Annotated in this window: 23 protein-coding genes; 3 read left to right on the top strand and 20 right to left on the bottom strand. The window is 67.2% G+C overall.

The genetic code is table 11. The features are described from left to right. Positions 1 to 26: 26 nt before the first annotated feature. The 13 genes from AC0VYM_RS10780 to AC0VYM_RS10840 form a co-directional block, all read right to left on the bottom strand. On the bottom strand, positions 27 to 431 hold the full coding sequence (locus AC0VYM_RS10780; RefSeq protein ID WP_475461758.1) for a hypothetical protein: 405 nt from the start codon (positions 429 to 431) through the stop codon (positions 27 to 29). Then, positions 428 to 1,030 (bottom strand): Scr1 family TA system antitoxin-like transcriptional regulator, encoded by a 603-nt coding sequence (locus AC0VYM_RS10785; protein WP_475461760.1) that lies wholly within the window; start codon positions 1,028 to 1,030, stop codon positions 428 to 430. Before AC0VYM_RS10785 ends, AC0VYM_RS10780 begins: the two co-directional genes overlap by 4 nt. Then, positions 1,027 to 1,767 carry an SAM-dependent methyltransferase gene (locus AC0VYM_RS10790; protein ID WP_475463001.1) on the bottom strand — a complete coding sequence of 247 codons (741 nt, stop codon included), beginning with the start codon at positions 1,765 to 1,767 and terminating at the stop codon, positions 1,027 to 1,029. Before AC0VYM_RS10790 ends, AC0VYM_RS10785 begins: the two co-directional genes overlap by 4 nt. A 131-nt stretch (positions 1,768 to 1,898) precedes the next feature. Further along, the gene (locus tag AC0VYM_RS10795; protein ID WP_475463003.1) at positions 1,899 to 2,180 is read right to left on the bottom strand and encodes a WhiB family transcriptional regulator; all 282 of its coding nucleotides are present in this window, start codon (positions 2,178 to 2,180) and stop codon (positions 1,899 to 1,901) included. Between the two features lie 89 nt (positions 2,181 to 2,269). Beyond that, the gene (locus AC0VYM_RS10800) at positions 2,270 to 4,687 is read right to left on the bottom strand and encodes an acyltransferase domain-containing protein (protein ID WP_475461762.1); all 2,418 of its coding nucleotides are present in this window, start codon (positions 4,685 to 4,687) and stop codon (positions 2,270 to 2,272) included. An 18-nt stretch (positions 4,688 to 4,705) separates the two neighbouring features. Further along, a complete protein-coding gene (locus AC0VYM_RS10805; protein WP_475461764.1) occupies positions 4,706 to 7,600 on the bottom strand; it encodes a beta-ketoacyl synthase N-terminal-like domain-containing protein in 2,895 nt (964 codons plus the stop codon). Beyond that, complete coding sequence (locus AC0VYM_RS10810; RefSeq protein WP_475461767.1) at positions 7,597 to 8,283, bottom strand: class I SAM-dependent methyltransferase; 687 nt, start codon at positions 8,281 to 8,283, stop codon at positions 7,597 to 7,599. The genes AC0VYM_RS10805 and AC0VYM_RS10810 overlap by 4 nt, the downstream gene beginning before the upstream one ends. 48 nt (positions 8,284 to 8,331) lie before the next feature. Further along, a complete protein-coding gene (locus tag AC0VYM_RS10815; RefSeq protein WP_475461769.1) occupies positions 8,332 to 9,618 on the bottom strand; it encodes a hypothetical protein in 1,287 nt (428 codons plus the stop codon). An 8-nt stretch (positions 9,619 to 9,626) separates the two neighbouring features. Then, positions 9,627 to 10,478, bottom strand: a complete 852-nt coding sequence (locus AC0VYM_RS10820) for a hypothetical protein (RefSeq protein WP_475461772.1) — start codon at positions 10,476 to 10,478, stop codon at positions 9,627 to 9,629. Then, on the bottom strand, positions 10,475 to 10,918 hold the full coding sequence (locus AC0VYM_RS10825; RefSeq protein ID WP_475461775.1) for a roadblock/LC7 domain-containing protein: 444 nt from the start codon (positions 10,916 to 10,918) through the stop codon (positions 10,475 to 10,477). Before AC0VYM_RS10825 ends, AC0VYM_RS10820 begins: the two co-directional genes overlap by 4 nt. Positions 10,919 to 11,046: 128 nt before the next feature. Further along, positions 11,047 to 11,769: an HAD family hydrolase gene (locus tag AC0VYM_RS10830; RefSeq protein ID WP_475461778.1), complete on the bottom strand. Its 723-nt coding sequence runs from the start codon at positions 11,767 to 11,769 to the stop codon at positions 11,047 to 11,049. After that, on the bottom strand, positions 11,766 to 12,752 hold the full coding sequence (locus AC0VYM_RS10835; protein WP_475461780.1) for a hypothetical protein: 987 nt from the start codon (positions 12,750 to 12,752) through the stop codon (positions 11,766 to 11,768). The genes AC0VYM_RS10830 and AC0VYM_RS10835 overlap by 4 nt, the downstream gene beginning before the upstream one ends. A 423-nt stretch (positions 12,753 to 13,175) precedes the next feature. After that, the gene (locus AC0VYM_RS10840; protein ID WP_475461783.1) at positions 13,176 to 14,261 is read right to left on the bottom strand and encodes a helix-turn-helix domain-containing protein; all 1,086 of its coding nucleotides are present in this window, start codon (positions 14,259 to 14,261) and stop codon (positions 13,176 to 13,178) included. Positions 14,262 to 15,211: 950 nt separating this feature from the next. Here AC0VYM_RS10840 and AC0VYM_RS10845 point away from each other — a divergent pair. The 3 genes from AC0VYM_RS10845 (at position 15,212) to AC0VYM_RS10855 (ending at position 17,528) form a co-directional block, all read left to right on the top strand. After that, positions 15,212 to 15,772: a flavoprotein gene (locus AC0VYM_RS10845; protein WP_475461786.1), complete on the top strand. Its 561-nt coding sequence runs from the start codon at positions 15,212 to 15,214 to the stop codon at positions 15,770 to 15,772. 133 nt (positions 15,773 to 15,905) lie between these two features. Then, positions 15,906 to 16,790 carry a phosphotransferase gene (locus AC0VYM_RS10850; protein WP_475461789.1) on the top strand — a complete coding sequence of 295 codons (885 nt, stop codon included), beginning with the start codon at positions 15,906 to 15,908 and terminating at the stop codon, positions 16,788 to 16,790. Between the two features lie 12 nt (positions 16,791 to 16,802). Then, positions 16,803 to 17,528, top strand: a complete 726-nt coding sequence (locus tag AC0VYM_RS10855) for a 5-formyltetrahydrofolate cyclo-ligase (RefSeq protein ID WP_475461792.1) — start codon at positions 16,803 to 16,805, stop codon at positions 17,526 to 17,528. A 123-nt stretch (positions 17,529 to 17,651) separates the two neighbouring features. On the opposite strand, the gene AC0VYM_RS10860 is transcribed toward AC0VYM_RS10855, so the two are convergent. The 7 genes from AC0VYM_RS10860 to AC0VYM_RS10890 all read right to left on the bottom strand — a co-directional run bounded on the left by AC0VYM_RS10860 (position 17,652) and on the right by AC0VYM_RS10890 (position 23,605). Then, a complete protein-coding gene (locus tag AC0VYM_RS10860; protein WP_475461794.1) occupies positions 17,652 to 18,209 on the bottom strand; it encodes an NUDIX hydrolase in 558 nt (185 codons plus the stop codon). 269 nt (positions 18,210 to 18,478) lie between these two features. After that, complete coding sequence (locus tag AC0VYM_RS10865; protein ID WP_475461797.1) at positions 18,479 to 19,267, bottom strand: HAD family hydrolase; 789 nt, start codon at positions 19,265 to 19,267, stop codon at positions 18,479 to 18,481. Between the two features lie 251 nt (positions 19,268 to 19,518). Next, positions 19,519 to 20,082 carry a histidine phosphatase family protein gene (locus AC0VYM_RS10870; protein ID WP_475461800.1) on the bottom strand — a complete coding sequence of 188 codons (564 nt, stop codon included), beginning with the start codon at positions 20,080 to 20,082 and terminating at the stop codon, positions 19,519 to 19,521. Further along, positions 20,060 to 20,821 (bottom strand): SDR family NAD(P)-dependent oxidoreductase, encoded by a 762-nt coding sequence (locus AC0VYM_RS10875; RefSeq protein ID WP_475461803.1) that lies wholly within the window; start codon positions 20,819 to 20,821, stop codon positions 20,060 to 20,062. The genes AC0VYM_RS10870 and AC0VYM_RS10875 overlap by 23 nt, the downstream gene beginning before the upstream one ends. Next, on the bottom strand, positions 20,806 to 21,936 hold the full coding sequence (locus tag AC0VYM_RS10880) for a hypothetical protein (RefSeq protein WP_475461806.1): 1,131 nt from the start codon (positions 21,934 to 21,936) through the stop codon (positions 20,806 to 20,808). Before AC0VYM_RS10880 ends, AC0VYM_RS10875 begins: the two co-directional genes overlap by 16 nt. Continuing rightward, positions 21,933 to 22,895, bottom strand: coding sequence for a glycosyltransferase family 9 protein (locus AC0VYM_RS10885; protein WP_475461809.1), 963 nt, complete (start codon positions 22,893 to 22,895; stop codon positions 21,933 to 21,935). Before AC0VYM_RS10885 ends, AC0VYM_RS10880 begins: the two co-directional genes overlap by 4 nt. Before the next feature lie 137 nt (positions 22,896 to 23,032). Further along, positions 23,033 to 23,605: a phosphoribosyltransferase gene (locus AC0VYM_RS10890; RefSeq protein WP_475461811.1), complete on the bottom strand. Its 573-nt coding sequence runs from the start codon at positions 23,603 to 23,605 to the stop codon at positions 23,033 to 23,035. Positions 23,606 to 23,613 lie beyond the last annotated feature (8 nt).

Raw genomic sequence — 23,613 nt, forward strand, 5'->3', positions numbered from 1 at the left:
CATGGCCAGCGACGTGGCGGAGGCGCTCACGCGCTCCACCGCGCATCACGTTTTGTGGCCGGAGAACATTGGGTCTGGTGGAGCGAGTCGAGCTGGGCGCACCCGGTTCGAGCGGAGCTGGTGGTGTAGCGCGTGTGCGTCCAGTCATGGAGGATCTGCCAGGTGGGCAGGTCGTGCAGGAGCACTCCAGTGGGGGCGGTGACGTCGGCTTGGACGTGCTCGTCCCGTGTCAGGTGCAGTCGGATCTCAGGGGTCGAGCACGCCGCTAGGAGCGTGGCCAGGGTGCGCACCCGAGCGGTGATGACCGCGACCTGGTGGGCGGGCACCGTCCACCAGGTCAAGGTGGTGTGTGTGGCCGAGGCCAAGGCCTGGAGCGAGTCGTCGTTGAGGTCCAGCTGGTGGTCTTCAAGGAAGAAAAACTGAGTCGTCATGTCTCTTCAGATCGGCGAGGCCAGGGGGAGGCGAGCAGCGAGGCGCGGGCCTGGTCGATCAGGAGCACCGTGGCATCGGTGTTCTCGGCCTCCTCCCACAGGTGGGCGAACTCGTTCAGGTGGTCACGCATCGCACCCCCGGTTCGGGCAGGTGCTCCGTGGTGGAGGGTGCGAGTGCTGGGGTGGTAGAGCACCGTGTCCACCCCGGGGACCCAGCACAGCTCGAAGGAATCCCGGGCAGGACGGTGGCCGCTGTACCACGAAAGGACCCGCAGATGCCCCTGTTCAGCCAGGCTGCGCAGGACGGTGAGTTGTTCGGCCATCACCCGTGCACTGCCGACACGACCGCGGATGACAGCCTCATCCACCACATAGCCGTGATCCATTCCGCGCTGGTGTGAGCGCTGTTGGGCGGCCAAGAGCACCGCCACCGCTTGGTGAAGATGTCGTGAGATCCAGCTGGTGCCGCGGCCAGTTGCGGTGGCGAGATGGGCGACGGTGACGGTGGTGTGCGTTTCGTACACCGCCCGCAGCTCATCCGGGGAGCTTTCACCGTGGAGCTTGGCCAAGGCCTCGACCAGAGAAGAGTTCTCGCTCACCGGTCGCCGCCGAACGAAGCCAACGCACAGAGCACCTCAGTGCCAGGGGTCGGACAGTCAGGTAGTGGCCATGAGGAAAGCGGGGATGGGCCCTGGTGAGGAACAAGGCCTACCGACGCCAGGAGACACCTCAGGTCCTCGGCCGAACGCGTGCGCACATAGTGCCCGGTGGCTCGCGTGAACCCCACAGGAGCAGGCCCCAACCCACTCAGGTGTGAGAGCGCGACAAAGCCAGTGGTGAAATGGTCGGCGAGGAAGCCGAGAACGTGGGTGGCCTGGGCGTCATCCAAGCAGGCCAGCACCCACCCGAGCAGGACCAGCGTGGGCCGACCGGGGTCGATTCCGCACCTGTGCAGCTGATGGTGCAGGTGGTTGGTATCGGTGATATCGGCTATGACTGAGCCACCTCGCGATCCGGGCAGGCCTCGACGAGCTCGGACCACTGCGGGGTCCACGTCCACGTAGGCGCAGCGATGCGCTCCGGTCGCGAAGGCGTATTCGTGAGTGTCGACCGGGTCGGGTCCACGAGACGGTGAGCGGCGCGGCATTCCACACCCCAGGTCCACCACCTGCTCTAGGTCCCACGGACGAAGCTCGCGAAGGAGAGCGCCGGTCCAGTCACGACTGCCCTGCACCAGGCTTCTGACTCGCGGGGCCCTCTGGTGCAGCAGTTGGGCCTGTAGACGGGCTTGCTCGCTAGCTCCAGCTCCGAGCAGGGCCGCCTGCACGTCGGCCATGGTCACAAAGTTCGTGCCCTGCGGCGAGGTTGCGTTGGGTTGGTGGATCACCGTAGGCGGTTCGATGTCGTGTTCCAGGGGTGACAAAGCGGGCTTCCTTCCGAAAGACGGGGGTGGGGGCAGTAACTGGGCTACGTGGTAGCGCTGCCGTAGTCCGCCTCGGCCCGTCTCAGCAGCCCGCGCCAGCTGGTGACGTCTGTGCGGCGTTTCAGGAGCGCTCGGCGCTCGCGCTCGGTCATACCGCCCCAGACCCCGTAGTTGACTCTGTGGTCCAGGGCCTCGGCCAGGCATGCGGTCTGCTCGGGACAACCGCGGCAGATGAGCTTGGCTCTGTTCTGCTCGGCCCCGAGGACGAAAAGCTCGTCGGGGTCGGCCGTGCGGCACTTGGCGTGCGGGCTGAAGGCGGCTTCCATGTCCAAGTCCAGAAGGTCGGGGGTCTGGGTCGTGATTCTGCTGCTGCTCCGCGAAGCGGAGTACAGGGGAGCAGCGGGGTTGAGGAGACCTACGCGGCTTCCAATCGGGCGGCCAGGGCTTTGGCCAGTACCAACAGGGGCTGGTGCGGATCCACGTCAGCGGTGGCCAGGTCACGCCATGCGGGGACCTGACGTAGGTCGCGGACCAGTCGCACGAGGTCGTACTCGCTGAGGTCGAGGTCGGCCCAGGTGTGTGTGGCTGCCAGGGAACCCTCCGAGTCCGCGATGCGGGCCACCAGGCGCAGCAGGAAGTCCTGCGTGTGCTCGGGGGCCGGGCCCAGGAGCACCGAGGAATCCTCTGAGGCCTGGGCTGGCCGCTGCAGCACGATGTGCGCGTTGGATCGACTGCGGACGGGCTGAGGGGTATGGCCACGGATGTAGAGCTCGCCCAGGGCATGGGCGTTCTGCGCTGGGTCGCAGGTCAGAGATATGACGTCGTGGCGGGAGGCGACGGCGTCCATCAGGGGGCGTGCCAGCGTGCTGCGTGCCGCCACCTCCACGATCACGCTCGGCCGTGTGGTGTCCGTGGCCAGTCGCAGCGCGGCGCCCAGGTGGGGCGGGGCGCAGAGTTGGTTCGCCCAGTACGTGGCGTCCAAGCGGAGCGGGCCACGACCCGGGGAGGGGCTGGCTGTGACCAGGTGGGATCGGTTGGCAGGACGGGACCGCAAGCCACGCAACGCTTGGGACAGCACGGTCTTGAGCGGCAGCGCGGAGGGTGTGTGAGCGGCGTCGCCGTACACGAGGTGAGTGCCGATACCGCGCTCGCGCAAGGTGCGCTCCAGGTCGGCGAGCTCCTCCGGCGGGCCAGCCACACACCACAGTTGGGGGTGCAGGTGCACCGCTACGTGCACCCGGTCACGCAGAGGAGCGAGTAGGGGCGCAATCCTGGTCCGTGAAGCGTGGATCAGCAGGTTCTTCGCCTGGGGTAGTGAGGCCACGGCGTTGGCGCGTGCGACCACCACGCGTGCGCCCTCCTGGACCGAGAGCGCCCCGGCGAGCACCGCGGCTGCGGGTTCACCGGTGCCGCAGCCCACCACCGTGTCCGGCATCAGTCCCCGGGCGCGCCAGGCCGCGGCCAGCGCAAGCTGACTGATGAAGGTGGCGTGGTGGTGGTCCTGTGTGTTCACCAGCCGCTGACCTGGCCCCCACACCGGGTCGCTGCTGTACTCGCCCAGTGCCCGTCGAGCTTCCTCGACGGCTGTGGCGTACTCCTCCAACCTCATGAGCTCAGCGCCGGCGTTGGGGTGTACCCCAGCCAGACCGGTCAGGACGTAGACCAGCTGCGGCCTGACCTGAGGCACGAGACGTGGGCCGATGACGTCGCTGTTGGGGTGGTGGTCCTGGATCGATCGGAAGCCTTGCATCGCCTGGCCAAGGTTGGTGGCGATCACGGCTGCCCGGACCGGGTGGTGATCGGAGTGTTCCAGGGCTGTGTCGGCCAGAGTGGTGACGGATCCAGCCGCGGGCGCCTTCTCAGCGCACAGGCGGGCGGTGTGGATCAGGTCGGTAGGGGACGAGGCTGAGACAGGGCACATGTGAGGCAGGGACACCGGATCGTGGTGGGCGGGACGGGGCAAGGGGGGTGCGCTACGGAGCACGGTGGCGGATCGCCGGTCGTGGTCGCGCTCAAAGCTCACAGCCGCAGGCACCTCGAAGGGGCCTGAACGGCTGAGCGCCCTGAGCGCGTTGCGGGTGGGGTAGTGGCGGTGGTGCAGGGCCAGCGCTGTCGCCGCGACGCCGACCAGGCCGCGCACGCTGCCCGGCACGTCCAAGCGCTCAGGGAGGTACAGGGGCTCGGGGGAGGGTGCGTCGTCGGGAAGCGGGTTGGTCTGCCGCAGGCGTACCTGCTCGGGACAGGACCGGGCCTGGTGGAGGGCGCGCCCCTCAACCTGGGAGTCGTCGTCGATCGGGGAGGTCGTGGTCCAGGTGCCGGTGACGTGTGCGTAGACCCGGTGGCGCTCGGCCAAGGTCGTGGCGGTGAAGACCAGTGCGATGGCGCGCGTCAGGTCATGGTGTTCGTCCAGGGCGATGAGGATGGCGTGATCGACGGCCCTGGTGCGCAGGTCCAGGTGGAGGGTGTGCAGCAGCGGGACCGCCGTGGTCTTCGAGACATCGCTCGTCGTCGTTCCGGACAGACCAAGGTGGTGGTGTAGATCCGTAGCCAGCCCCGGATCGCCCTGGAAATCAGGGTGCGTGCACGCGTAGACACCCGTGCGCGTACCTCGTAGGGCACGGGCGGGCAGGGAGGCGTCAACGAGTGCCTCGGTCATCAGCTGGCGGACCAACGTCTGCGTGATCGGGCCCCGCTCCACTCCGTGGTGGTGGCCTCGCCTGGGGTCCAGCAGCACCTGCCACAGATCAGGAGCGCTGGCAGCACCGGGCACGCGCATGCTCATGCCGATGAGCGCCGCGTCGATGACGCTGTGCTGCTGGACCTTGGGTGTCATTTCAGTCGGACTTCCCGTTCAGGAGTGAGGTGGGTGTACTGGGGCCCAGTGCTGGGTGACGGCCTTCAGTAGCTCGGGCATCGTTCTGGACTGGTGCACGGTGTGGGCGGGCAGGCCCGCGAGCTCGGGGAGACGGGCGATGAGCTGGGTGTACAGGTGAGCCAGGGCAAGCGAGCCCAGACCCGCCTCGGCCAGCCCCACATCACCGTGCGGGGCCCTGCTCCCGTGCGGCAGCAGCCCCTCCATCAGCGCGGTGACCTGTTCGACGATGGCCGCATGTGCTTGCTCAGGGGGCAGGGAACTCAACTGGATCGCCCCCGCAGGTTGAGAAGCGGGAGAAGTTGAGCGAGTCCAGGCCCGCAGGGGCAAGGACACCGGCGTCGATGTGCGGGGTGTGGGCCAGGTGGGGTTCAACCCGAAGGTGTAGAGCTGCCCGAGCGCCATCAGAAGATTCTCGTGAGCAGTGGAGGGTCCGGCGGTGGTGACCAAGGGCGGGTCGACCTCGTACCGTCCCTGGGCTCGGGACAGGGTGCTGGCCAGGGTGCTGGCCAGCACTGAGTGGGCCCCGATCTCCACGACCACGACGGGTCGGTCCTGTTCGGCCAGGGCGCGGATCGTCTTGTGCAGCAGGACAGGGGAGCGCAGTTGGTTCCCCCAGTAGGCGGCCTCCATCTCCGGGCCGCGCATTCGCGTGGCCGTGGCGGTGGACCACAACGCCACCTTGGCGGGCCGCGGCTCAACCTTGATCAGGTCCGGCAACCGCTCGGCCTGGTGGTCGACGAGCGGCCCATGGGCGGGCGGAGCGTCGCTGATACGGCGCGTCCACACCCCTTGCTGATCGAGCTGGGCCGCGAGCACGGCCAAGTCCTCAACGGGGCCGGAGAGCACGGTGGCGTCGGCGGCGTTGACCGCGGCCACCGCGACCGATGGCCACGGGCGCACGAGCTCCTGGGCCTGGACGGCGCTCAGGGAGGTGGCCAGCAGTTCACCGTCCTGGGCAACCTGTTCCAGCAGGCGGCTGCGCTCAGCCACCACCTGGGCTGCCTCGAACAGGGTCAGAACACCCGCGGTGTGAGCGGCGGCGAGTTCTCCAAGCGAGTGACCCACCACGACGTCCGGGTGGATGCCCCACGACTCCAACAGCGCGGTGGCAGCTACCTGCCATGCCCACTGTGAGGGCTGCACCCGCGCCAATCCGCTGGGGATGTCGAGCTCCGTGCCCTCAATGAAGGAGGCCACACGCGCCACTTCCAGAGCCTGGGCGAAGGCCGGCTCCTCCGCCAAACCGTCGTGGCCGACGGGGAACTGGGGGTGGGCGCCGTGGCCGGGATAGACGAACACCACGGCCGGTTTGTACGCGGGGCGTCGAGGCCCAGCCACCGCGAGGTGCGTTCGGCCTTGGGCTGCGGCGTCCAGAGCCTGGCTCGCGTGGTCGGCGTCAGCGGCGACCACGGCCGCGCGCGCCCCGTGGTGGTGGTCACGCCGGTGGGCGGCGGCAGCGGCCACCTCCTGCACGGATCCGATGCCGATGATGGCGGCGGACCAGGAGGCCGCGGTCTGGGCCAGGGCGGTGGGGCTGCTGGCCGAGAGCGGAATCAGGTGGCTCGGTGTGTCCTCGCTGGGAGACGAGGGCTCCGGGGGCTCGGTGGGGGCCTGGTGGAGGATGAGGTGGGCGTTGGTGCCGCCGAACCCGAACGCCGAGATCCCAGCGGCAGGTGAGTGATCGCGTTGGGGCCATGGCCGGGCGGTGGTGGGGACCTCCAGACCCATCCGCTTCATCGCCGACAGAGGCGTGGTGTGGTGAATGGTTGGCGGGATCACCCCGTGTTCCAGGGACAGGATGACCTTGATCATCGCGATGATCCCCGCACCACCTTCGAGGTGGCCCACGTTCGGCTTGACTCCGCCCACCAGAAGCGGATCGCCTTCGGGCCGGGCCCGGCCGAGCACCCTGCCCAAGGCCCGTGACTCAGCGGCGTCCCCGACCGCGGTGCCGGTGGCGTGAGCCTCGACGTAGTCCACGTCCTGTGGGCCCAGTCCAGCCAGGGCGTAGGTGCGGGTGAGCAGGTCGATCTGTCCGGCCACGTTGGGGGTGCCGATGGGGGAACCGGCGCCGTCGCAGTTGGTCAGACTGCCTGCCACCAGGGCGCGTGGCCGTGTCCCGGTGGCGGGGCACTCGGCGGTGCGCTGCAAAATAAGAGCTCCGCCGCCCTCCCCACGCACGAATCCGCTGCCGTGGTGGTCGAAGGGGTGCACGCGCCCGTCATCGGAGAGCACGCCAGAGGCGGCGAACATCCTGGTATGGGTGTCCAACCTCAGCGTGTTGGCTGAGGCGACCACGGCCAGGTCCACCTCGCCTGACCGCAGGGCCTGGTGGGCGCGGTGTGCCGCGACCAGGGACGCCGAACAGGCGGTGTCCAAGGCCTCCGAGGGGCCGGTCCAGTCGATGAGCGGGTGTCGTGACACGCGGTTGGCGAGCATGCTGGGTAGGGCGCCGGCGGTGTCGACCATGGTCCCGCCCTGACCGGGCCCCAAGCGCAGCAGGGCCTGGTCCAGGCAGGAGGAGCCCACCCACAGGCCCACCCGCTCGCCGCGCCAGTCGGCCAAGGCCATTCCGGCGTCCTGGAAGGCCTCGTCGACGAGCTCCAGAAGCATCTGCTGCTGGGGGTCCATCGCGGCCACCTCGGTGGCTGAAAGCCCGAAGTGGTCGGCGTCGAAGCCCTGCTCGGCCTCGGTGAGGATGGCTGCGGGCAGGATATCGGCGCGAGGGTGCTCTGGCGCGTGGTCGGTCACCAGATCCCGCCCGGTGAGCAGGGCGTCCCAGAACTGCTGGGGGGAGTGGATGTTGCCGGGCAGGCGGCAGGCCAGGCCCACCACGGCGACCGCGGACTCAGAAGGGGTGGGGGTGGTCATCTCTTCACCGCCACCCACGTGCCGGTGCAGCCCTGTACCTGGAAGTCCACGTTAGGGAAGTGCACCTGCAGCTCAGCCTGGAGGCCATCGGAGGTGTCGCCGGTGTTGGAGAAGACGTTTTTGCGGCCGTTGTAGATGCCCAGGAGCAGCCGAGCGAACCAGTTGACGCGCACGTTGGTGCCGCCGGACAGGATGGTAGCGCCGAAGAACACCCCGCTCACCTTCAGGACCCGGTGGGCTTCGGCGAAGAGCGCGGCCTTGTCCGCGATGGAAGCCCCGCGCAGACAATGCATCACCATCACGCAGTCGACGCTGTTCAAACTGTCGTCGTCCAGGTCCTTCCACTGGACCAGTACGTCCTGTAGATGCGCGTGGGGGGTGAGGGGACGGCGGCGCAGCAGCCGAACGGCCATGGTCAGGCAGGAGGCGTTGAGGTCCATCAGGTGCAGCACCTGAACCCGCGTCGGTAGGTAGCGCAGGGCCCGTCCGTTACCGGGTCCGATCGTCAGGTGAGCGGCACCCGGCCAGGTCCTGTACGCGCTGCGGAGCCATCGGTTGGAGATGCCCCAGGCCAGCCGGTGGCTGATCCAGTGCACCCAGATGGTGTAGACGACCTGCATGACCAGGCGGTTGTAGACGCGGGAGTTGGCTTCGTTGGGGCGTGGCGGGGCTGATTTAGGCATGGGGGTACCTCGCATCGGCGGCTGAGCCGCCCTAAGGGGGCAGAAGAGTTAGGGCTTGAGGAGCCAACCGAGAGTGGAAGGGTCGTCCCACCCGGTCACCATCCGGTCGGCCTGCTCCTGATCGGTGAAGTTCCGGGCGAAGCGCTCGGTCATGTACGCAGGCAGGGTTCCGGACCAGAACCCCGTGACCAGCTCATTGAAGACGCTGGTGTGCTGCCCGTGCTGGACCCAGTAGTCCTCGTAGGCGGCCTCCAGGAACGCCGTGTCGGCCAACGGCTTGCCCTCTTTGACACGGTCGATGATGTGCTCGGCGACAACAGCCGCGACCCGCGTGGACGCGTTCGCGCCCTGGCCAGAGGTCGGGTCCACCGTCAGCACCGCGTCCCCGATCCCCAGGATCGGTGTGCCACCGACATGCGACACGGGCCGCCGGACCCGCGGAGTGACATCGCGCATCAGCAACGACTGCTCCAGGAGCGGGGCACCTGCGCACCACGTGGCCAACTCTGGCGTGTGGACGGTAAGGGATCCCATGGCGTGTTGCCATGCCGTGCGCCGCATCGCCGGGCGAGGGCTGTAGTTGATCACGCTCTTACCGGTGTCAGGATTGACCAGGGTGGTGGGGTCCAACGGCCCACCCTCCCGGGCGTAGACCTGCACAGCGGTGCCCGGGATCAACTCCGGGGGCGGGGGGTCGATTCCGGGCTCAGCCGGTTCCCAGTGGGAGGCCAGTACCGGGTAGACGAAGATCTCTCCGTGAGGTGTGGTGGTCACCTGCACGTCGGATCCAGCAGGCGCGCCCTCGAAGTGCGCCTGCACGATCACACGCTTGTTGGGCGAGACCGACACTTCAGGGAACAGCGTCGCCAGGTGGGAGTCGCTGTCACCGGTGGCCACGATCACCAGGTCGTACATGCCGCTGGCCGCGAACCATCGCAGTGTCTGGGCCTGGACCGTTTGCACGTGGATGCGTGCGCCGCCCGGATGGGTCTGTTCCTGTCGTTCGACCTGCTGGAGCCACGCCGCAGTCTTAGCTCCATGGTCCACCGCAGTGCCGACGCGTCGTTGATGTCCCACGAAGGACTGCTGGTCCCCATCCCCTGTAGAGACAGCGAAGCTGATGTCCCGAAAGACTGGTGCGGCTCCGGTCCAGAAGTCCAGGTGAGCATCCCGTTCCATCTCGTAGACGGTGGGGAAGCTCATCTGCGTCAGACGGGTGGTCCGCAGCAGCTCCTCGGTGGTGTGGATGGTGTAGAGGTCGACCTGGATGTCGGCGTCGGAGCGGACCAGGGCAGTGGCCAGACCCAAACCGGCATGTCCGGCTCCGCCGATCATGATGCGAGTCATCCCCACCCCTCCAGACGAGTGAGGTGGTGGCACACGTCGCGCAGCACCATAGGCACCGAGCTGGGATCACGGGCGTCGATCATCACCACGGGCATCGTGGCGGGCGCCGACAGGACGTCTCGTACTTGCGCTGCATCCAAGTCGTCCTCACTGCTCAGATGCACCGCGATGACGGCCGGGACCTCGCTCTGCTCGCATAGCCACCCTGTGGTCTCACGGCCCTGGTTCAGGTCGGTGTCGCGTACCAGCAGCACGATTGCTTCGGCGTTACGGGTCAGGTCCGGCCATCGGGCGATGAGTGGGGGTAGGCCGCACACGCCGGTCATGGCCAGATTGAGGGTCTCGGTGCTGCGCTGCAGGGCATAGAGCACCCCCAAGCCCTGGTCGGGGGAGGCTGATGTGCTGGGGTGGATCGGCCCCACGTGGCCCAACAAGGAGCGCAGCTCCGGCTCCGTGGAAGGGGGCGTCACCACGAGGAGTTTGGCGGTCTCGGTCTGCGGGGGATATCCCTGCACCGCCTCCAACATCTGCTCCAGCGCGCCAGCGCCACCGGAGGCCGCCACGGGTGAGCACGGGACGAGCCGGCGCTCGTCGATGAGGTGGGTGATGGCGACGATGACCAGCGCCACGGGGTAACCGGCCTGGTCGGCGAGTTCCACTGCCGACAGCGGCCGACGAGCCTGCCAGGCCAGTGCCAGGACCCTGGATTGGGGGTCGACGGCGCCCGGGTCGGGTGCGGGGGCGTGGAAGGCCGGGGCGACCAGGGTGAACTCGCTGATCCGCAGCCGGGGGGCGCGGGCGGTGGCCCGGGGCGGGCTGGTGCGGGCGGTGAAGTGCGCGGTGATCATGCTGCCCAGACCCCCCTGAGGTGGGTTGCCTCTCCCACTGCGGTGGGAACCTCCTGGGGAAGGCGGGGGCCGAGGGTGCCGACGAAGGTCTGGGCGGCGAATGCTGACTTCTTGATGTCGGCGTCAGAGCTGAGCAGCAAACCGATGCCGCAGCCTGGGGTGGCCGGGAGGATGAGGACGCGACCGACCCGGTCCTTGTGCAGGATGTGGTCGCACGCTCCGCGTCCGACGACCTCGGCCCACTGGTTGGCCATGGACCACAGACCACCCAGCAGGGCGGACCACTGCTCGGCGTGTTGCATCGACAACTCCGAGGAGTAGGCGTGGACGAGGCAGTCGTGGGTGAAGACCAAGGCGTGGTCGATGCCGGGGGTGGTGTGTACGAAATCCGACAGGAGCCCGGGCACCGATCGGGGTGGTGAAGGGGTGTGTACGGCCATGCCCCCACTATGGAAGTGGAGGTGTGATCACTCCATTCCATACAGGAATATTCCTGGTATTCCTGCTATTCCTCGTGTTCGAAGAGCAGGGGCCTGTTTTCGATAATGGGGTCTTCACTTGCGAATTTTCACCGCGAGGTGGTGGTGAGAGCGGTGATGGCCGCACTCAGCGCCGTTACCTGTCTCAGGTCGGTGACCACCCGGTCAGCTCCGGCCTGGCGCAGGTCTGGCCCTGGTGTGGTGCCTGAGGCGACACCGATCACGCGCGCTCCGCCTTCCAACCCGGTGGTGACGTCTTCGAGTGAATCCCCGATGATCACCGTGTTCGTTCGGTCAAAGGTTGCCCCCAGCGCGGTGCGGGCGCGTTGTTGGGCGAGGGCCACCAGGTGGGGCCGGTGCGGGTCGTCGCTGGAGTAGCCGCCCAGCGCGGTATCGACATAGCGGTCCAGCCTGAAGGCCTCCAACTTGATACGGGCGCTGCGTTGCAGGTTGCCGGTGACCACACTTGGCACCCAGCTGGAGTGGGCTCGTACGGCTGCCAGCGCCTGCTCGGCCCCCGGCAGGAGGTGTCCGTGCTCAAGCATGTGGGCGCGGTGTTGGTCAAGTCGGCCCGGGAGTTCCTCCAACGCCTGCTCCACCAAGGAGTCCAGGTTCGCGTCAGGGGCGCCGTTGCGTTGCAGCAGCTCGCGCACAGCCAAGGGCACCGTGCGGCCGGTTCCCTTGGCCGGTAGGTGCTCAGCCGGATGCCCAAGAAGGTCGTGTGCGAGTTCGCGGTAGATGAGTCGGTCGGTGTTGCCGACGTAGACCAGGGTGCGGTCGATGTCCCACAGCACCAGGACGGGTGAGCTCACAGGACAGGCTCCAGCAGGGGGCGGGCGTGGTCGAAGACCTGCGCGACGTGGGTGAGATCACGGTAGGGGGAGAGCTGTGTGAGTAGCTCCCGCACCTGCTTGTTGGTGCGCGTGGAGTTCAGGTCCACGATCTGGTCCAGAACCCGGTGAGCGCGCACACTGGCCTCTTCGGGCTCGCCCATCCTCACCAGGGTCTTGGCGGCCCGAACCTGGGCGCTTGCCTGGTTGCGTCGGTGTGCGGGGCTATAACTCAACAGTGCTTGGTCGATCTGCTCCAAGGCCTGCTCGGGGTGTCCAGTCTCCAAGAGCACGGTCCCGCTCTGACAGGCCACCTCGCCCTCATCGATCCAGTACAGCCATCGAGGATCGTCCTGGCGAGGGCCCAAGTCGAAAGCGCGCTGGGCGTGCTCCATGGCGGTTCGGGCGCGCAGCTCATCACCCGCGGCTGAGTGGCCGCGGGCTTGACGGATCCACAGCAAACACTCCACCCGCGGGCTGGCCAGACCCTGCACACGGTGGAGTGCGGTGGAGGCCATGAGCGCGGCCTCCTGGCCTTGCCCATGGCTGTAGGCGTGCACGGTCAGGTAGGAGATGATGCCTGCGCCCAGAAGCGGGTCGTGAGCCGCATGAGCCAGCCGCAGTCCGGCCGTCAGGAGCTCTTGTGCATCTGGGTCGCCAGCGTCCACCGCCATCCATCCGGCTAGGCCGGTCAGGTCGGCGGTGGTGCTCATCAGCTGGCGCCGTTGAGCAGGAGTCACTGCGGTTTCGTCCAGGAGGCGGCGCATGAACGCCAGCTGGGGGCGCACGCTCGCGCGCAGCGTGGCGCTGGCCCCGCCTTGTGCATCGGCCATGCGGATGGCATCGACCAGTTCGGCGAACTGGTCGCACAGGGAGTCGGAAACGGGCGGGACTGTGGGGGGCGCGATGGGTGGGGCATCGGCCAGAGCCCAGCCCATCACTAGGGCGGAGCTCGCGGTGGCCATGACTGAGCGTCGCGTGGGCTGGTGTGCGAGTGCGGTGTCCAGGCAGGCCAAGGCGCCGGGCTCCCCCCAGGTGGCGTTTTCTCCTGAGGAGGGTTCCCTGGGAGTAGGGGCTGACACCTGAGAGGGGGGTGGTCCTTTCTGGAACCGGGCAAGAGCATGTTCGAGGGTGCGCCGGTCCTGTACCCGCAGCGCACCGGAGTTGATCTTGGAGACGGTGCCTTGGCGCAGCCCGCCCAACACAGCACCGACCTGGGTTTGTCTTAGGTCGGTGTGGGCCAACAGGAACCTCACGAGGGGGGTCAGGTCCCTGTGGGCGACCCACGTACGGAACTGAGGATCGGCCATAACCCAGGCGGGAACGCACTGGCACAACGCCCAGGTCAGCTCGCAGTTGCCGCAGACCACAATGTTCCCTTCCTGCTCTTACTGACGGGCCTTTTCCAAGGCCTGGCGGTATTCCACGGTCCAGTCGGCGGTGCGCTGGTCAGCGGGCAGACCGGCCAGACCTGAGGAGATCAGATCGACCGCGACATCGGCTTGGCCCAAACCGTGATGGGCCAACCCCAGGTTCAGCCGGTGAAACTGCTCGTTGAGCCAGTAGGCCGTGGGCGGGGGTGGCAGGGTCGCGGCGTACTCGGCCAAGGTCGCGGCCTCGTCCAGCAAATGGCGGGCGTCTCTTCGTTGTCCTAGCAGGGCGTGCCCGTGGGCGGCCTGGATCGCATCCCCTACACGCTGGGCGGGGTGCGCCCCGGGGGTGTGATAGGCCCGCAAGAACCCACACAGGAACGCCGGGACGTCTCCACGGCGTCGATCGGTGTATGCCACGAAGTTGTGCGCCTGAGCCAGCAACGTTCCCTCGTTCAACTCCTGGGCCAGGCCCGCAGCACGATCGAGCACCCCCACCGCCTGGTTGAGCCTTCCGGTGGAGGCCAGCAGCCACCCCTCGAATTGGACCCACTCAGCAGCCACCACCCTCAGGGCTTGGGCATGAGGTCCGCGGGCCTGATCAGCCGTCACGGCCATGATCTGCGCATGCGAGCGGGCCGAGGGCAACACGACCTCGGCGCCCACGTGATCGTCCAGTCGCCGCTGGGCTGCCAACATCGCGCCCAGGACCGCGACGGCGGCGCCATCGACGCGTTCGGGTCGCTCCATTAGACGCTGCACCGAAGCAAGGCCCGCACTCGGGGCGGTCGTGGTGCGTGGTTGGGGCGGTGGAGCGCCCATCCCCGCCAACGCTTGGCGGGCGCGGTCGGCGTGGGTCAGGGGGGTGCCGGCGAGGATGCGGCTGATGGTGCTGGAGGCCAGCCCCGTCATCCGGGCCACGCCCTCCTGGGAAAGCCCGGTGATTTGGTGGCAGGCCAAGCGGATCACCACCGCCGCGTCCTGGTCTTCTACCGCGCGAAGTACCAGCTCTGACTGCCAGAAGGTCTCGGGGATGCAGGCGCATCCACCCCGTCGGGCAGAGATGCGCGTATGCCCGCAGTGACCGCACAGCACGAGGGACACCCTCCACCTTCGATGTCGTGAATCTTCAGCATAGAACGCCCTGCGCTGCCATTATGCCCTGCGTGCCAGACCTCAGACTCCGCCGATTGGCTCATGCAGGTGAGCACGCCAATGGGAAAGAGGGTATTTCGTTCTTGGCTGCTCGAAAGGCGCTGAAATCCGTAAGGTTTCGTGAGGAAACGGGTTTACCCTTTCAGTTTGAAGGGGGGCTTTCGGCTGGAGTGGCGTAGCGCTCTCAGCTTCCGTGGGAGCGACGCGTTTCGCCAGATCCCGGACTCCCTGGCGCAGCTGCGGTTACCGTAAAGCCCATGAGCGCCCCAGCACTCCGCCGACCTTCCTGACCACAGTCGCCACCCGCCTAGGCACCTCCACCCACGACTGCAGACTCGTACGTCCGAGCGCTCATGCGCGAACGTCACTACCGAACGGCCGACCTCGCGGTGAGCACTGCCAAGCACCTGGAGCCAATGAACGCCTCTTCCACCGCACAAGCGATCTCGGTGTACGGCTCCCTCATGCTGATCGGCGCCGTGGCTGCGGCTCGACAGGAGGATCGCGCCCAAGCGCTCTCTCTGCTCGCCGAGGCAGAAGACGCTGTTCGTCGCTTGGACGGAGACCACAACCACCAATGGACCGCCTTCGGGCCCACGAACGTGCTCTTGCACCGCGTGAGCACGGCGGTCGAACTCGGAGACGCCGGACAGGCGGTGGCTCCACGCACCGCAAATCTCCCCTGCAGCGGGTGTTCCAGTGGAACGTGAAGTCGCGTTGCACCTGGACACCGCACGCACCTACGCCCAGTGGGCACTGATCACAGCGGAACGACTAGCACCACAGGAACTGAAGGAGAGGCCAGTGGTACACCGACTCATCAACGACCTCCGGACGCGGTCGACCGGCCACCTCAAACGGGACATCGGACACCTGGCTGAGCGGGCCGGGGTGGCCTGATGCCCGCTTCCACCACGCTCTACGTCGTCGTGTGCGCGGCGGGGCCAGCCGGAGAAGTCCACCGACTCATCCGCCCCGCGCAGGCACGGGGCTGGACAGTGCAGGTGATCGCCACGCCTGCCGCCGTGTCCTTCTTCGACACCGGCATGATCGAGGAACTGACGGGCCGCCCCGTGCGCAGCCAACATCGTGCACCGGGCGACCCACGTTCCCCCAAGGCCGACTCCATCGTCGTCGCTCCGGCCAGCTTCAACTCGATCAACAAGCTCGCTGTGGGTATCGCGGGCAACTACGCCCTGGACGTTCTCAACGAGGCCATCGGTCTGGGCATACCGGTTGTGGTGCTGCCCTTCGTGAACTCGGCGTACGCCGGACGCGCCCCGTTCCAGAAGAACGTGGCTGCGCTCGAAGAGGAGGGCGTGGAGGTGCTCATAGGTGAACGCGGATTCGTTCCCCACCCAGCGGGCCAGGGCTCAAAGGCCTTCGAACAGTTTCCTTGGGAGGTCGCGCTGGAAAGAGCAGAACAGAGGCTTGGGGACACCGGAAGCAGTTCGACGTGAGGGCACGGTCACCAGACCACGCTAGGCGCCTTGTACTCCATGGACCACCAGGTTCATTCCTGCAGGGCGCCCCTAGTGGGCTGCACCCTACCGACCTGAGTCGCCACATCACGGACCGCATCGAGGCGCACCCATGAGGCCCCCGCACTCGTACGAGCACATCCTCGACCAGGCTCTGACCCACACAGGTCTCAACCGTTCTCTCACGACTGCGTCTCCCATCCGTCTCGGGGAGAACACGATCATCGGCTTCCCCGACCTGGTGGCCCGCATAGCCCGCCCCGGACAGGAGAAGGCAGCCCGCCGAGAGGTCGTGGTCGCGCGCTGGCTCGCTGAGCACGGGTTCCCCGTCACCACGCCCTTGGACGTTGAGCAGCCCGTCGTGGTCGAAGGCCGTGCAGTCACCTTCTGGGAGGTGCTGCCCGATCACACCCGCGGCACCGTCGAGGACGTCGCCCACCTCCTGCGCGACCTTCACGCACTTCCCGTTCCCACCCACCTCGATCTGGGGCATCTCGACCCGTTCGTCCGCCTACCCCAGCGCATCGACGACGCCGTAGGCCTTGCCGACGATGATCTTGCCTGGCTGAGAAACCGTCTGGACTCCCTGCGCGAAGCCTGGTCCCGGCTCCCCGCCGGTCGCCCCCACACCGTGGTCCACGGTGATGCCTGGGTCGGCAACGTCGCCCGACATGCGCATGGCGCCGTACTGCTCGACCTAGAGCGCTGCTCAGTGGGACCGCCCGAATGGGACCTCGTCTCCACCGCCATCAAGACCACCTCCGTGCCCTGGCTCAGCAAGGAGGCCCACCACCGCTTCGTCCGCGTCTACGGCGGCCATGACGTCACCGACTGGTCCGGGTTCACCCTCATGCGTGATCTCCGCGAGCTTCGCATGACCCTGTACTTCGTTCAACACTCCGCGGTGGAGCACATGCGGGCGGAAGCCCAACTTCGCCTCGACTGCTTGCGAAGGCGCATGGGTAGGCGCCCCTGGCCTTGGACACCTGCCACCTGATCGAGGGATCCGATGACAGCCACAATCTCCGGAGCCAAGAACCGCCTGCGCCAGAGGATATGGGAACGACTCGACGCCGCAGCCATTGGTCGCTCTGGGCGTGTGAGCGGGAAGATCCCCAACTTCCACGGAGCACACCGTGCCGCCGAACACCTTGCGGCACACCCGCGGTGGGAGGCCGCCCGAGTCGTCAAATCCAACCCCGACAAGGCGCAAGCTGAGGTCCGCCTGGCCGCGGTGACAGGAGGCAAGGTGATGTACATGGCGGTGCCGAGAATCGCCGGGACCGACCCCTTCTACCTCCTCAATCCCGACGACCTCGCAGTGCCCGCAGACCTTGCCATCACAGCCGCAGGAGCTTCCAAGCATGCGCCGCGTACTCGCCCTGACAGGATGCACCCGGTCGACGTGATCGTCTGCGGCAGCGTTGCCGTCAACCAGGAAGGGGTCCGCATCGGCAAGGGAGCGGGCTATTCCGACATCGAGATGGGATTGCTTGCCGACTCCGGACTCATAGGGCCACACACGCTGATCGTCACCACCGTGCACGACCTCCAAGTCTTGGAGGAGGACCTACCCGAAGGCCCCCACGACGCGAGCGTCGATCTCATCGTGACGCCGACACGCACCATCGTGTGCCCGTCTCGGCGCCGCCCTGCGGGCATCTTCGTTGACGCGTTGAGCACTGAGCAGAAAGCGAGCATCCCGGCCCTGCGCCCCTACCTTCAGGTCAGATGAAGCCCAGCATGTGTGCCGTATCCCCGCGCCTCTTCCGAAGCCCCGACTACCGCCCACGGCAACCAGTCCGGTTCGGCCCGTCAGCGAGCCCGACTACCCCGGATGCTCCGGTATCGAATGCCCTCAGGAAGCGAGAATATGGAGCAGGGCGACAAGGGTCCCTGAACTCTGGACGTCTCCCTCGGAAATCAGACCGCAGACCTTGGCCAGAGGCACCCACTCGTAGACGCCTTCATCGAACTCGGTCGGATCCGCCACCAGCTCGGCATCGCGGCCGACGAACACATAGTGAGGGCTGCGGACCGTGCCGATCATCGGCTCGAAGGAGGCCAGGCGCTCCACTGAACCGACCCGGTGGCCGGTCTCCTCCAGGGCCTCGCGCACGGCCGTCTGCTCCGGCGTCTCCTCAGGGTCCAGCAGGCCGCCGGGCAGCTCCCACCCCCACACGTCGGGTACGAACCGGTGCCGGTAGCTCATCAGGACATGCTCTCCGGATCGGTCCACGATGGCGATCACCGCAGCTGAGGGCAGGGTTACCGTGTGGTGCTCGAACCTGTTTCCGGAGGGTGTGGTGATATCCGCCTTGCTCAACCGCACCCACCGGTTGTCGTAGATGGTGCGTTCACCATGAACGGTCCAACGGCCGGCGCTACGGTCCTCGGCACTCTCCGCACATCCCATGTGACGAACCTACGTGAGGCTCGGGTGACGGACTACCCGTTCTCTCCCTCACTCCAAGGGACGGTAGCCCTCGGTGATCTCCCATACACCTCGGTTCAGGGCCCGCGCGATCTGCGCCAACATCTCCACGTCTCCTCCGCGTATGGGGCTTGAATCGGAGGATGTTGTGGGTGTAGCCCACGTGTGCCCCGTGCTCAGGAGAGCGACTAAGTCCGAGTGAAAAGGTCCCAAGGGTTGTGCATGCGGTGGAGCCGAGGGAATTGACCAAGTCAGTCATGGGGGGCACGCCGTGAGGTCGGCTGCGAGTTGGTCGCGCCGCACAAGGAGAACAGCAGAGACGCGAGTTCGGCAGGGTCGGTGAAACTGGAGACGTCGGGCCGGGCGTTCACACGGTGGGGGTTGTAGTAGAGGGCGTGACATCCGGCGCCCAGAGCGCCGTCCACATCGGTGCGCAAATCATTGCCGATATGGACAATGCGCTCTAGCGGGCACTCAGTCCGTTCGGCGACGGCCGCGAACACGTCCGGGTGGGGTTTGGCTACACCCAGGTCGCCAGAGAACAGCGTGGCGTGGAACATATCCAACCAACCCAGATCAGCGAGCAGACGGCGATGGACCGTCGGTGAGGTCGCGAGAGTGTTGGACGTCAACACCAGGCGGCCCCCTGCGGCCTTGACCATGGTCAGGGCCGCGTCCATCCCGGGCATCGGCTGAGGACGGGCCTGCAACACCGCATGCGTGTGAACGTTGATCAGGAGGTCCACCAGCTCCTGGTCCCGGTCGATGGCGAGCTCGTCGAGCAGCGCCCCGACCTGAGACTCCAAGGTCGGCTGCGCCTGGGTCGTGCGCTGCTGGTGCTTTGCTGCCTCCCGTGTGCGACCCACGATCTCGCTCAGTACGTCCGTCGCGAGGCGGTGTCCATGTTCATGCAGGATTCGGCCGAACTCTCTGATACGCCAAGCGGAGGCGAGCTCACGGTCGCCATTGGTGATGAGGGTGCCACACAGGTCCCAGCTGATCGTCCATCCCGACAAGAAGCGCTTCGTGATGTGAGACATCGATGACCTCCATGTGTAGGAGCGGTGGTGTGTTGGCTGCGGATCCATGCTGCGGTTACAGCAACGGAAGAACGAAAGGCCTGATTTTGTCCCGGAGCGAGTTTGGTGCGAAGTGAGCGCAGTCCCGGATATGCACCGCTCCGGGCAGGAGAGCGGGGGAGAAGGCTCTGGTGGGGCCGGGGTGCTCCCGGCCCGGCGAAGCCGAGTTCCGTTTCTGTGCTGTTCGGCTGACACCGATGGTGGCTGTCGCGTCACCCTGGTAGTCGGCGACATTCGAGGAAACCCCAGTCACTCTGCGCAGGCGGGTCGAAGACGGCGGAGCCATCCGCGGTCAGCGTTCTCAGGAGCAGTTTGTGGGAGACCACGAGCAGGGGACCAGTTCGTTCGGCCAGTGCGCGCAGCCAAGGGCGCACTCGTTCGGCTCTCTCCCCCAGCTCTTGGAGAGATTCGCCGTCTCCGTACCGGCTGTCTGGATCCCGGGTCCGTGCAACGCGCCACTGGGCGTAGTCCTCGGGAAAGTCATGAGGAGGCATTCCCTGGATGACGCTCGGGCTGCGCCACTCCCGAAGGTCTGCGTTGACCGCGATGAGGGGGAGACCCGAGTGGTGGGCCAGGAGCTCGGCGGTCTGGAGTGCACGGGGGAGTGAGCTGGAGACGAGTCCGACAGCAGGCGGCAGGGTTCGGGCTACTTTGATCGTGTCTCGTCGGCCTGCTGGAGAGAGCACCGCAGTGTCCGGTGCGTGGTAGCCGGGGCTGTGGCCCACGTAGTGGGCATGACGCATCAGGTGTACTTCAGCCAAGGACCCACCCTCCATCCACCCGCAGAGTCTGTCCGGTGATGAAACCGGCTTCGGCACTGGCCAGGAACGTCACAGCAGATGCCACGTCCTCGGGTCGGCCGCGGCGTTGGACGCACTGACGGGCGAGCTGACGTTCCTCCATCGCTTCGGGGTCGGAGACGACCTGGTCCTCAGCGGGCACACGGATGGACCCCGGGGCGACGCAGTTCACGGTGATCCCCTTCCCGCCGAGTTCACGGGCGAGCGCTCGGGTGAGACCTTCGAGTCCGGCCTTGGCCGCGATGTAGTCGGCCAGGTCGTGTCGACCGGCTGCGGCGAGGACGCTGCCGATGGTGATGACGCGGCCGTGCCCGCGAGAGATCATTCCCGGGGCCAGGGCCTGAATGAGGAGGTGGTGGGCCGTCAGGTTGAGTTCGAGGCACTCTGCCCACCGGTCTTGGGTGAGGTCGGCGTGCGGTGTGCGGGGGTAGTCGCCAGCGGCGCTGACGAGGATGTCCGGGTCGCCCATCTGCTCACCCACACGTGCGTGCAACTCCGCTGGCGCGGTCGGCGAGCGCAGATCAGCATCGAAAGACCTGGCGGTTCCTCCGCCTTCCGTGATGTGCCGAGCCAGGTCGCGGGTGCGTTCTCCACCGTTGAAGTCGGCCAGTGCGACTCGGACTCCGGCCTCGTTGAGGGCATGGGCGACCGCGGATCCGATCCCGCCAGTGGCTCCGGTCACCAGGGCCAGACGGCCGCTCAAGGAGTAGGGCACGCATCCTCCGTCAGACCGAAGAAGTGAGTGGGCGTGAAGTCCGGGGCCATGCACAGGACGAGCTTGGCGATCAGGTACAGCCGCTGCTCCAACGCCAGCTCGGCGAGGTTGAACACGCCGATGATGCGCATCGCCAGGTAGGGGCGAAGAGCGGCGCTGAGTGCATATCCAGGGAAGTGCCGCGCCTCGACCGGCCGCACGAGCAGGTCCCAGTACCGGTGGAGCGCCAGCCGCCGGGCACGCGTCAGGTGGTCGGTGAACTGGATGTGGAGCACTCCCTCGCGCGTGTGCGAGCTGATCTGCGGAGTGTTCGCGGCGACTCGGTCGAACGTGGCGGGATGCTGGGCGAACGCCTTCGGGTTCAGCGTGGGGACCAGCCATCCCCCGAGCACGGCCATGTAGAAGCTGAAGTTGGCGATCTCGCCCGCGAGCGCGTTGCGTCCGGCTGTGTCGTAGTCCAACCAGGCCAGAGGAGCGGCGAGGTTGACATCGGTGGGATCACCCTGGCTGATCACGCTCCACACAGGAGCGTCGAAGGCCTCGCGCAGCCAGGCGATCATTCCGGCCCAGTCGAGCGTGTAGTGGCGTCCGTTGACGTACACCCCGGTTCGTGCGAGGTCGCTGAGCCTGGGCCCGCCCTCGGCTTCGGTGAGCACGGGGTCACAGTGGGCGTAGTAGTCGTCGAGGCGCCCGCCGGGCTTGGCCCGGTCCCGGTAGAGCTTGCCGACCACCGACTCGCCAGGGCTGAGTTCCGCCGTGGCAGTGAAGACACGCAGGTACGTGCTGGTCAGCTGGTGCAAATACGCATCCAGGGTGCTGTGGTCACCGTCATCAGGGGTGTTGAGCAGGTCCAGGAGCAGCCCGCGGTCGGCGCCCATGTCCACCTGCTCGTACATCAGGAGGGTGCGGCCGGGAAGCCGGATCCGGTGGTGCAGGTCAGGGACCGGATACCACGGACGCAGGAGACGGTGCCCGCGCGCCTCGGCGCGGGCGCCGTCGTGGTCGGGCATGACCTTGGCGATGAGTCGGTGTCGGCGGGTGTTGATGGGGTAGAGGCGGTTGCGGGTGAACCGCAGGGGTCGGCCGACGCGGATGAGGGGCTTGGGTTTCGTCATAGGTAGGCGAGCTCCAGGGCGAGGACCGCTGTGTCGGCGAGTGCGTGTGGGGAGGTCTGGGACACGGGGAGGTAGCCCTCCTCGTCCGTCTCGTCGAGACCATCGCGTACCGGGCACAGGTCCGTGAGGTGCATGCGTTCGGAGAAGGGTGTGGCCAGCGCATGGTGGTGGGGCAGTCCGGTCCGCCATTTGCTGTGGGAGTGGCGGCCGTAGAGCCCGATAACTTCCGCGCGACAGGAGCTGAGCGCGGCCAGGTGCGTGAGCCCGGTGTCGGTTCCCAGGACCACGTCGCACCGAGCGAACAGTGAGATCAGAGGCTTCAGACCGGCTCCCCTGACCGAGTCCACTCGTAGCCCACGTGTGTTCGTGGGCAGGGGACCCTCTCCCTCACGACCCGAGACGAGGAGGAGCCGTACGGTGCGGCCCAAGCGCTGGCCGATGATGCTCGCCGCCGTGGCGAATCCCTGGGCGGAGTAGCCCTTGCGTTCGGGCCAGCTGGTCGCGGTGACGGCGGCGATCGTGAGGTCCTCGTACACCGGAGCGTCCTTGGGTCGTCCCAGGTGTGACAGGAACGGTGGGTTTCCGGGCAGGCGCCGCCCGAAGCGCGCTTCCACGCCGAGGTAGTAGCGGGCAGGCAGGGCTGTATGGGCTCGCTGGCCGTCATCTACGCAGTGAGCCTGCTCAGGACGGCAGAGCAGGACGTAGTCGTCACCGGTCGGATCGGCCAGCGCCACCCCTGGCTCGTCACCAACGATGAAACGGGCCGAGCGTGGGGAAACTACGTGAGCGTCCGGATACAGACCCCCGTACCGGCCCACCGAGGCCAGGGGGACGCTCCTTCCCAGGAGCGAGAGCGCGTCTGTGACCGCGCTGACCGCACCGAAGGCCAGGAGTGAGTCTCCCATCTTGCCGTCGAAGGCCACGACGACCTGCGCGCAGCGTTCCAAGGAACGTCGCATCTCATCGTCTCGCGGTATCGGTAGGGCCTGTCCGACGGGAACCGTCGCGCGCTCGTAACCGAGTGGGCGCGTGGTCACGTGAGCGGAAGTGTAGACGTGGGCTCCCCAGTGACGCGCCACCGCGACCCTGGGCGGACTCAAGTCCCTTCTCCGATGCGAGTGAGAGAGACGAACGGAATTCCCAAGTCGCCCTCGATGCACTCTCGTGCCTGGTGACGCGTGTCCTCGGCCAGGCTCGCCACGGCCAGCGGTCGGGCTCCGTGATCGGTCAGGGCCCGGGCCAGGTTCGCCAAGGTGATGCCGGTCGTCACCTCGTCGTCGATCAGGACGTAGCTGGTGCCGGGGTTGATTCCGTACGCCCACACGTTGGGGCGGTTGGCGTGGCCCTCGACGAAGTGGACGGTGCCCTCAAGGGGGACCTGCACCTTCCACGCGAGCTTGTAGGGGAGTCCTGAGGCCAGGCTGACAGCCAAGGCTGGGATGATTCCGCCGGCGTCGAGCCCGAGGATCGCGTCCACACCCTTGACCGACGGCGCCACCCGACACAGCTCTTCCCACAGGCAGCGCCCAGCCGCGACGACCTCTTCCGGGGCCACGGACGCCTGAGTCCCGTCCAGGGCGTGGAGCACCCGCTCCGGTCGACTGTTGGGCCCCGCGTCCAAGCGGGGGACGACCTCCGCGTAGAAGCTCGTCCCAGTAGGCGAGTCCATGATGTTCC

Source organism: Nocardiopsis sp. iso_237 (assembly GCF_056173345.1).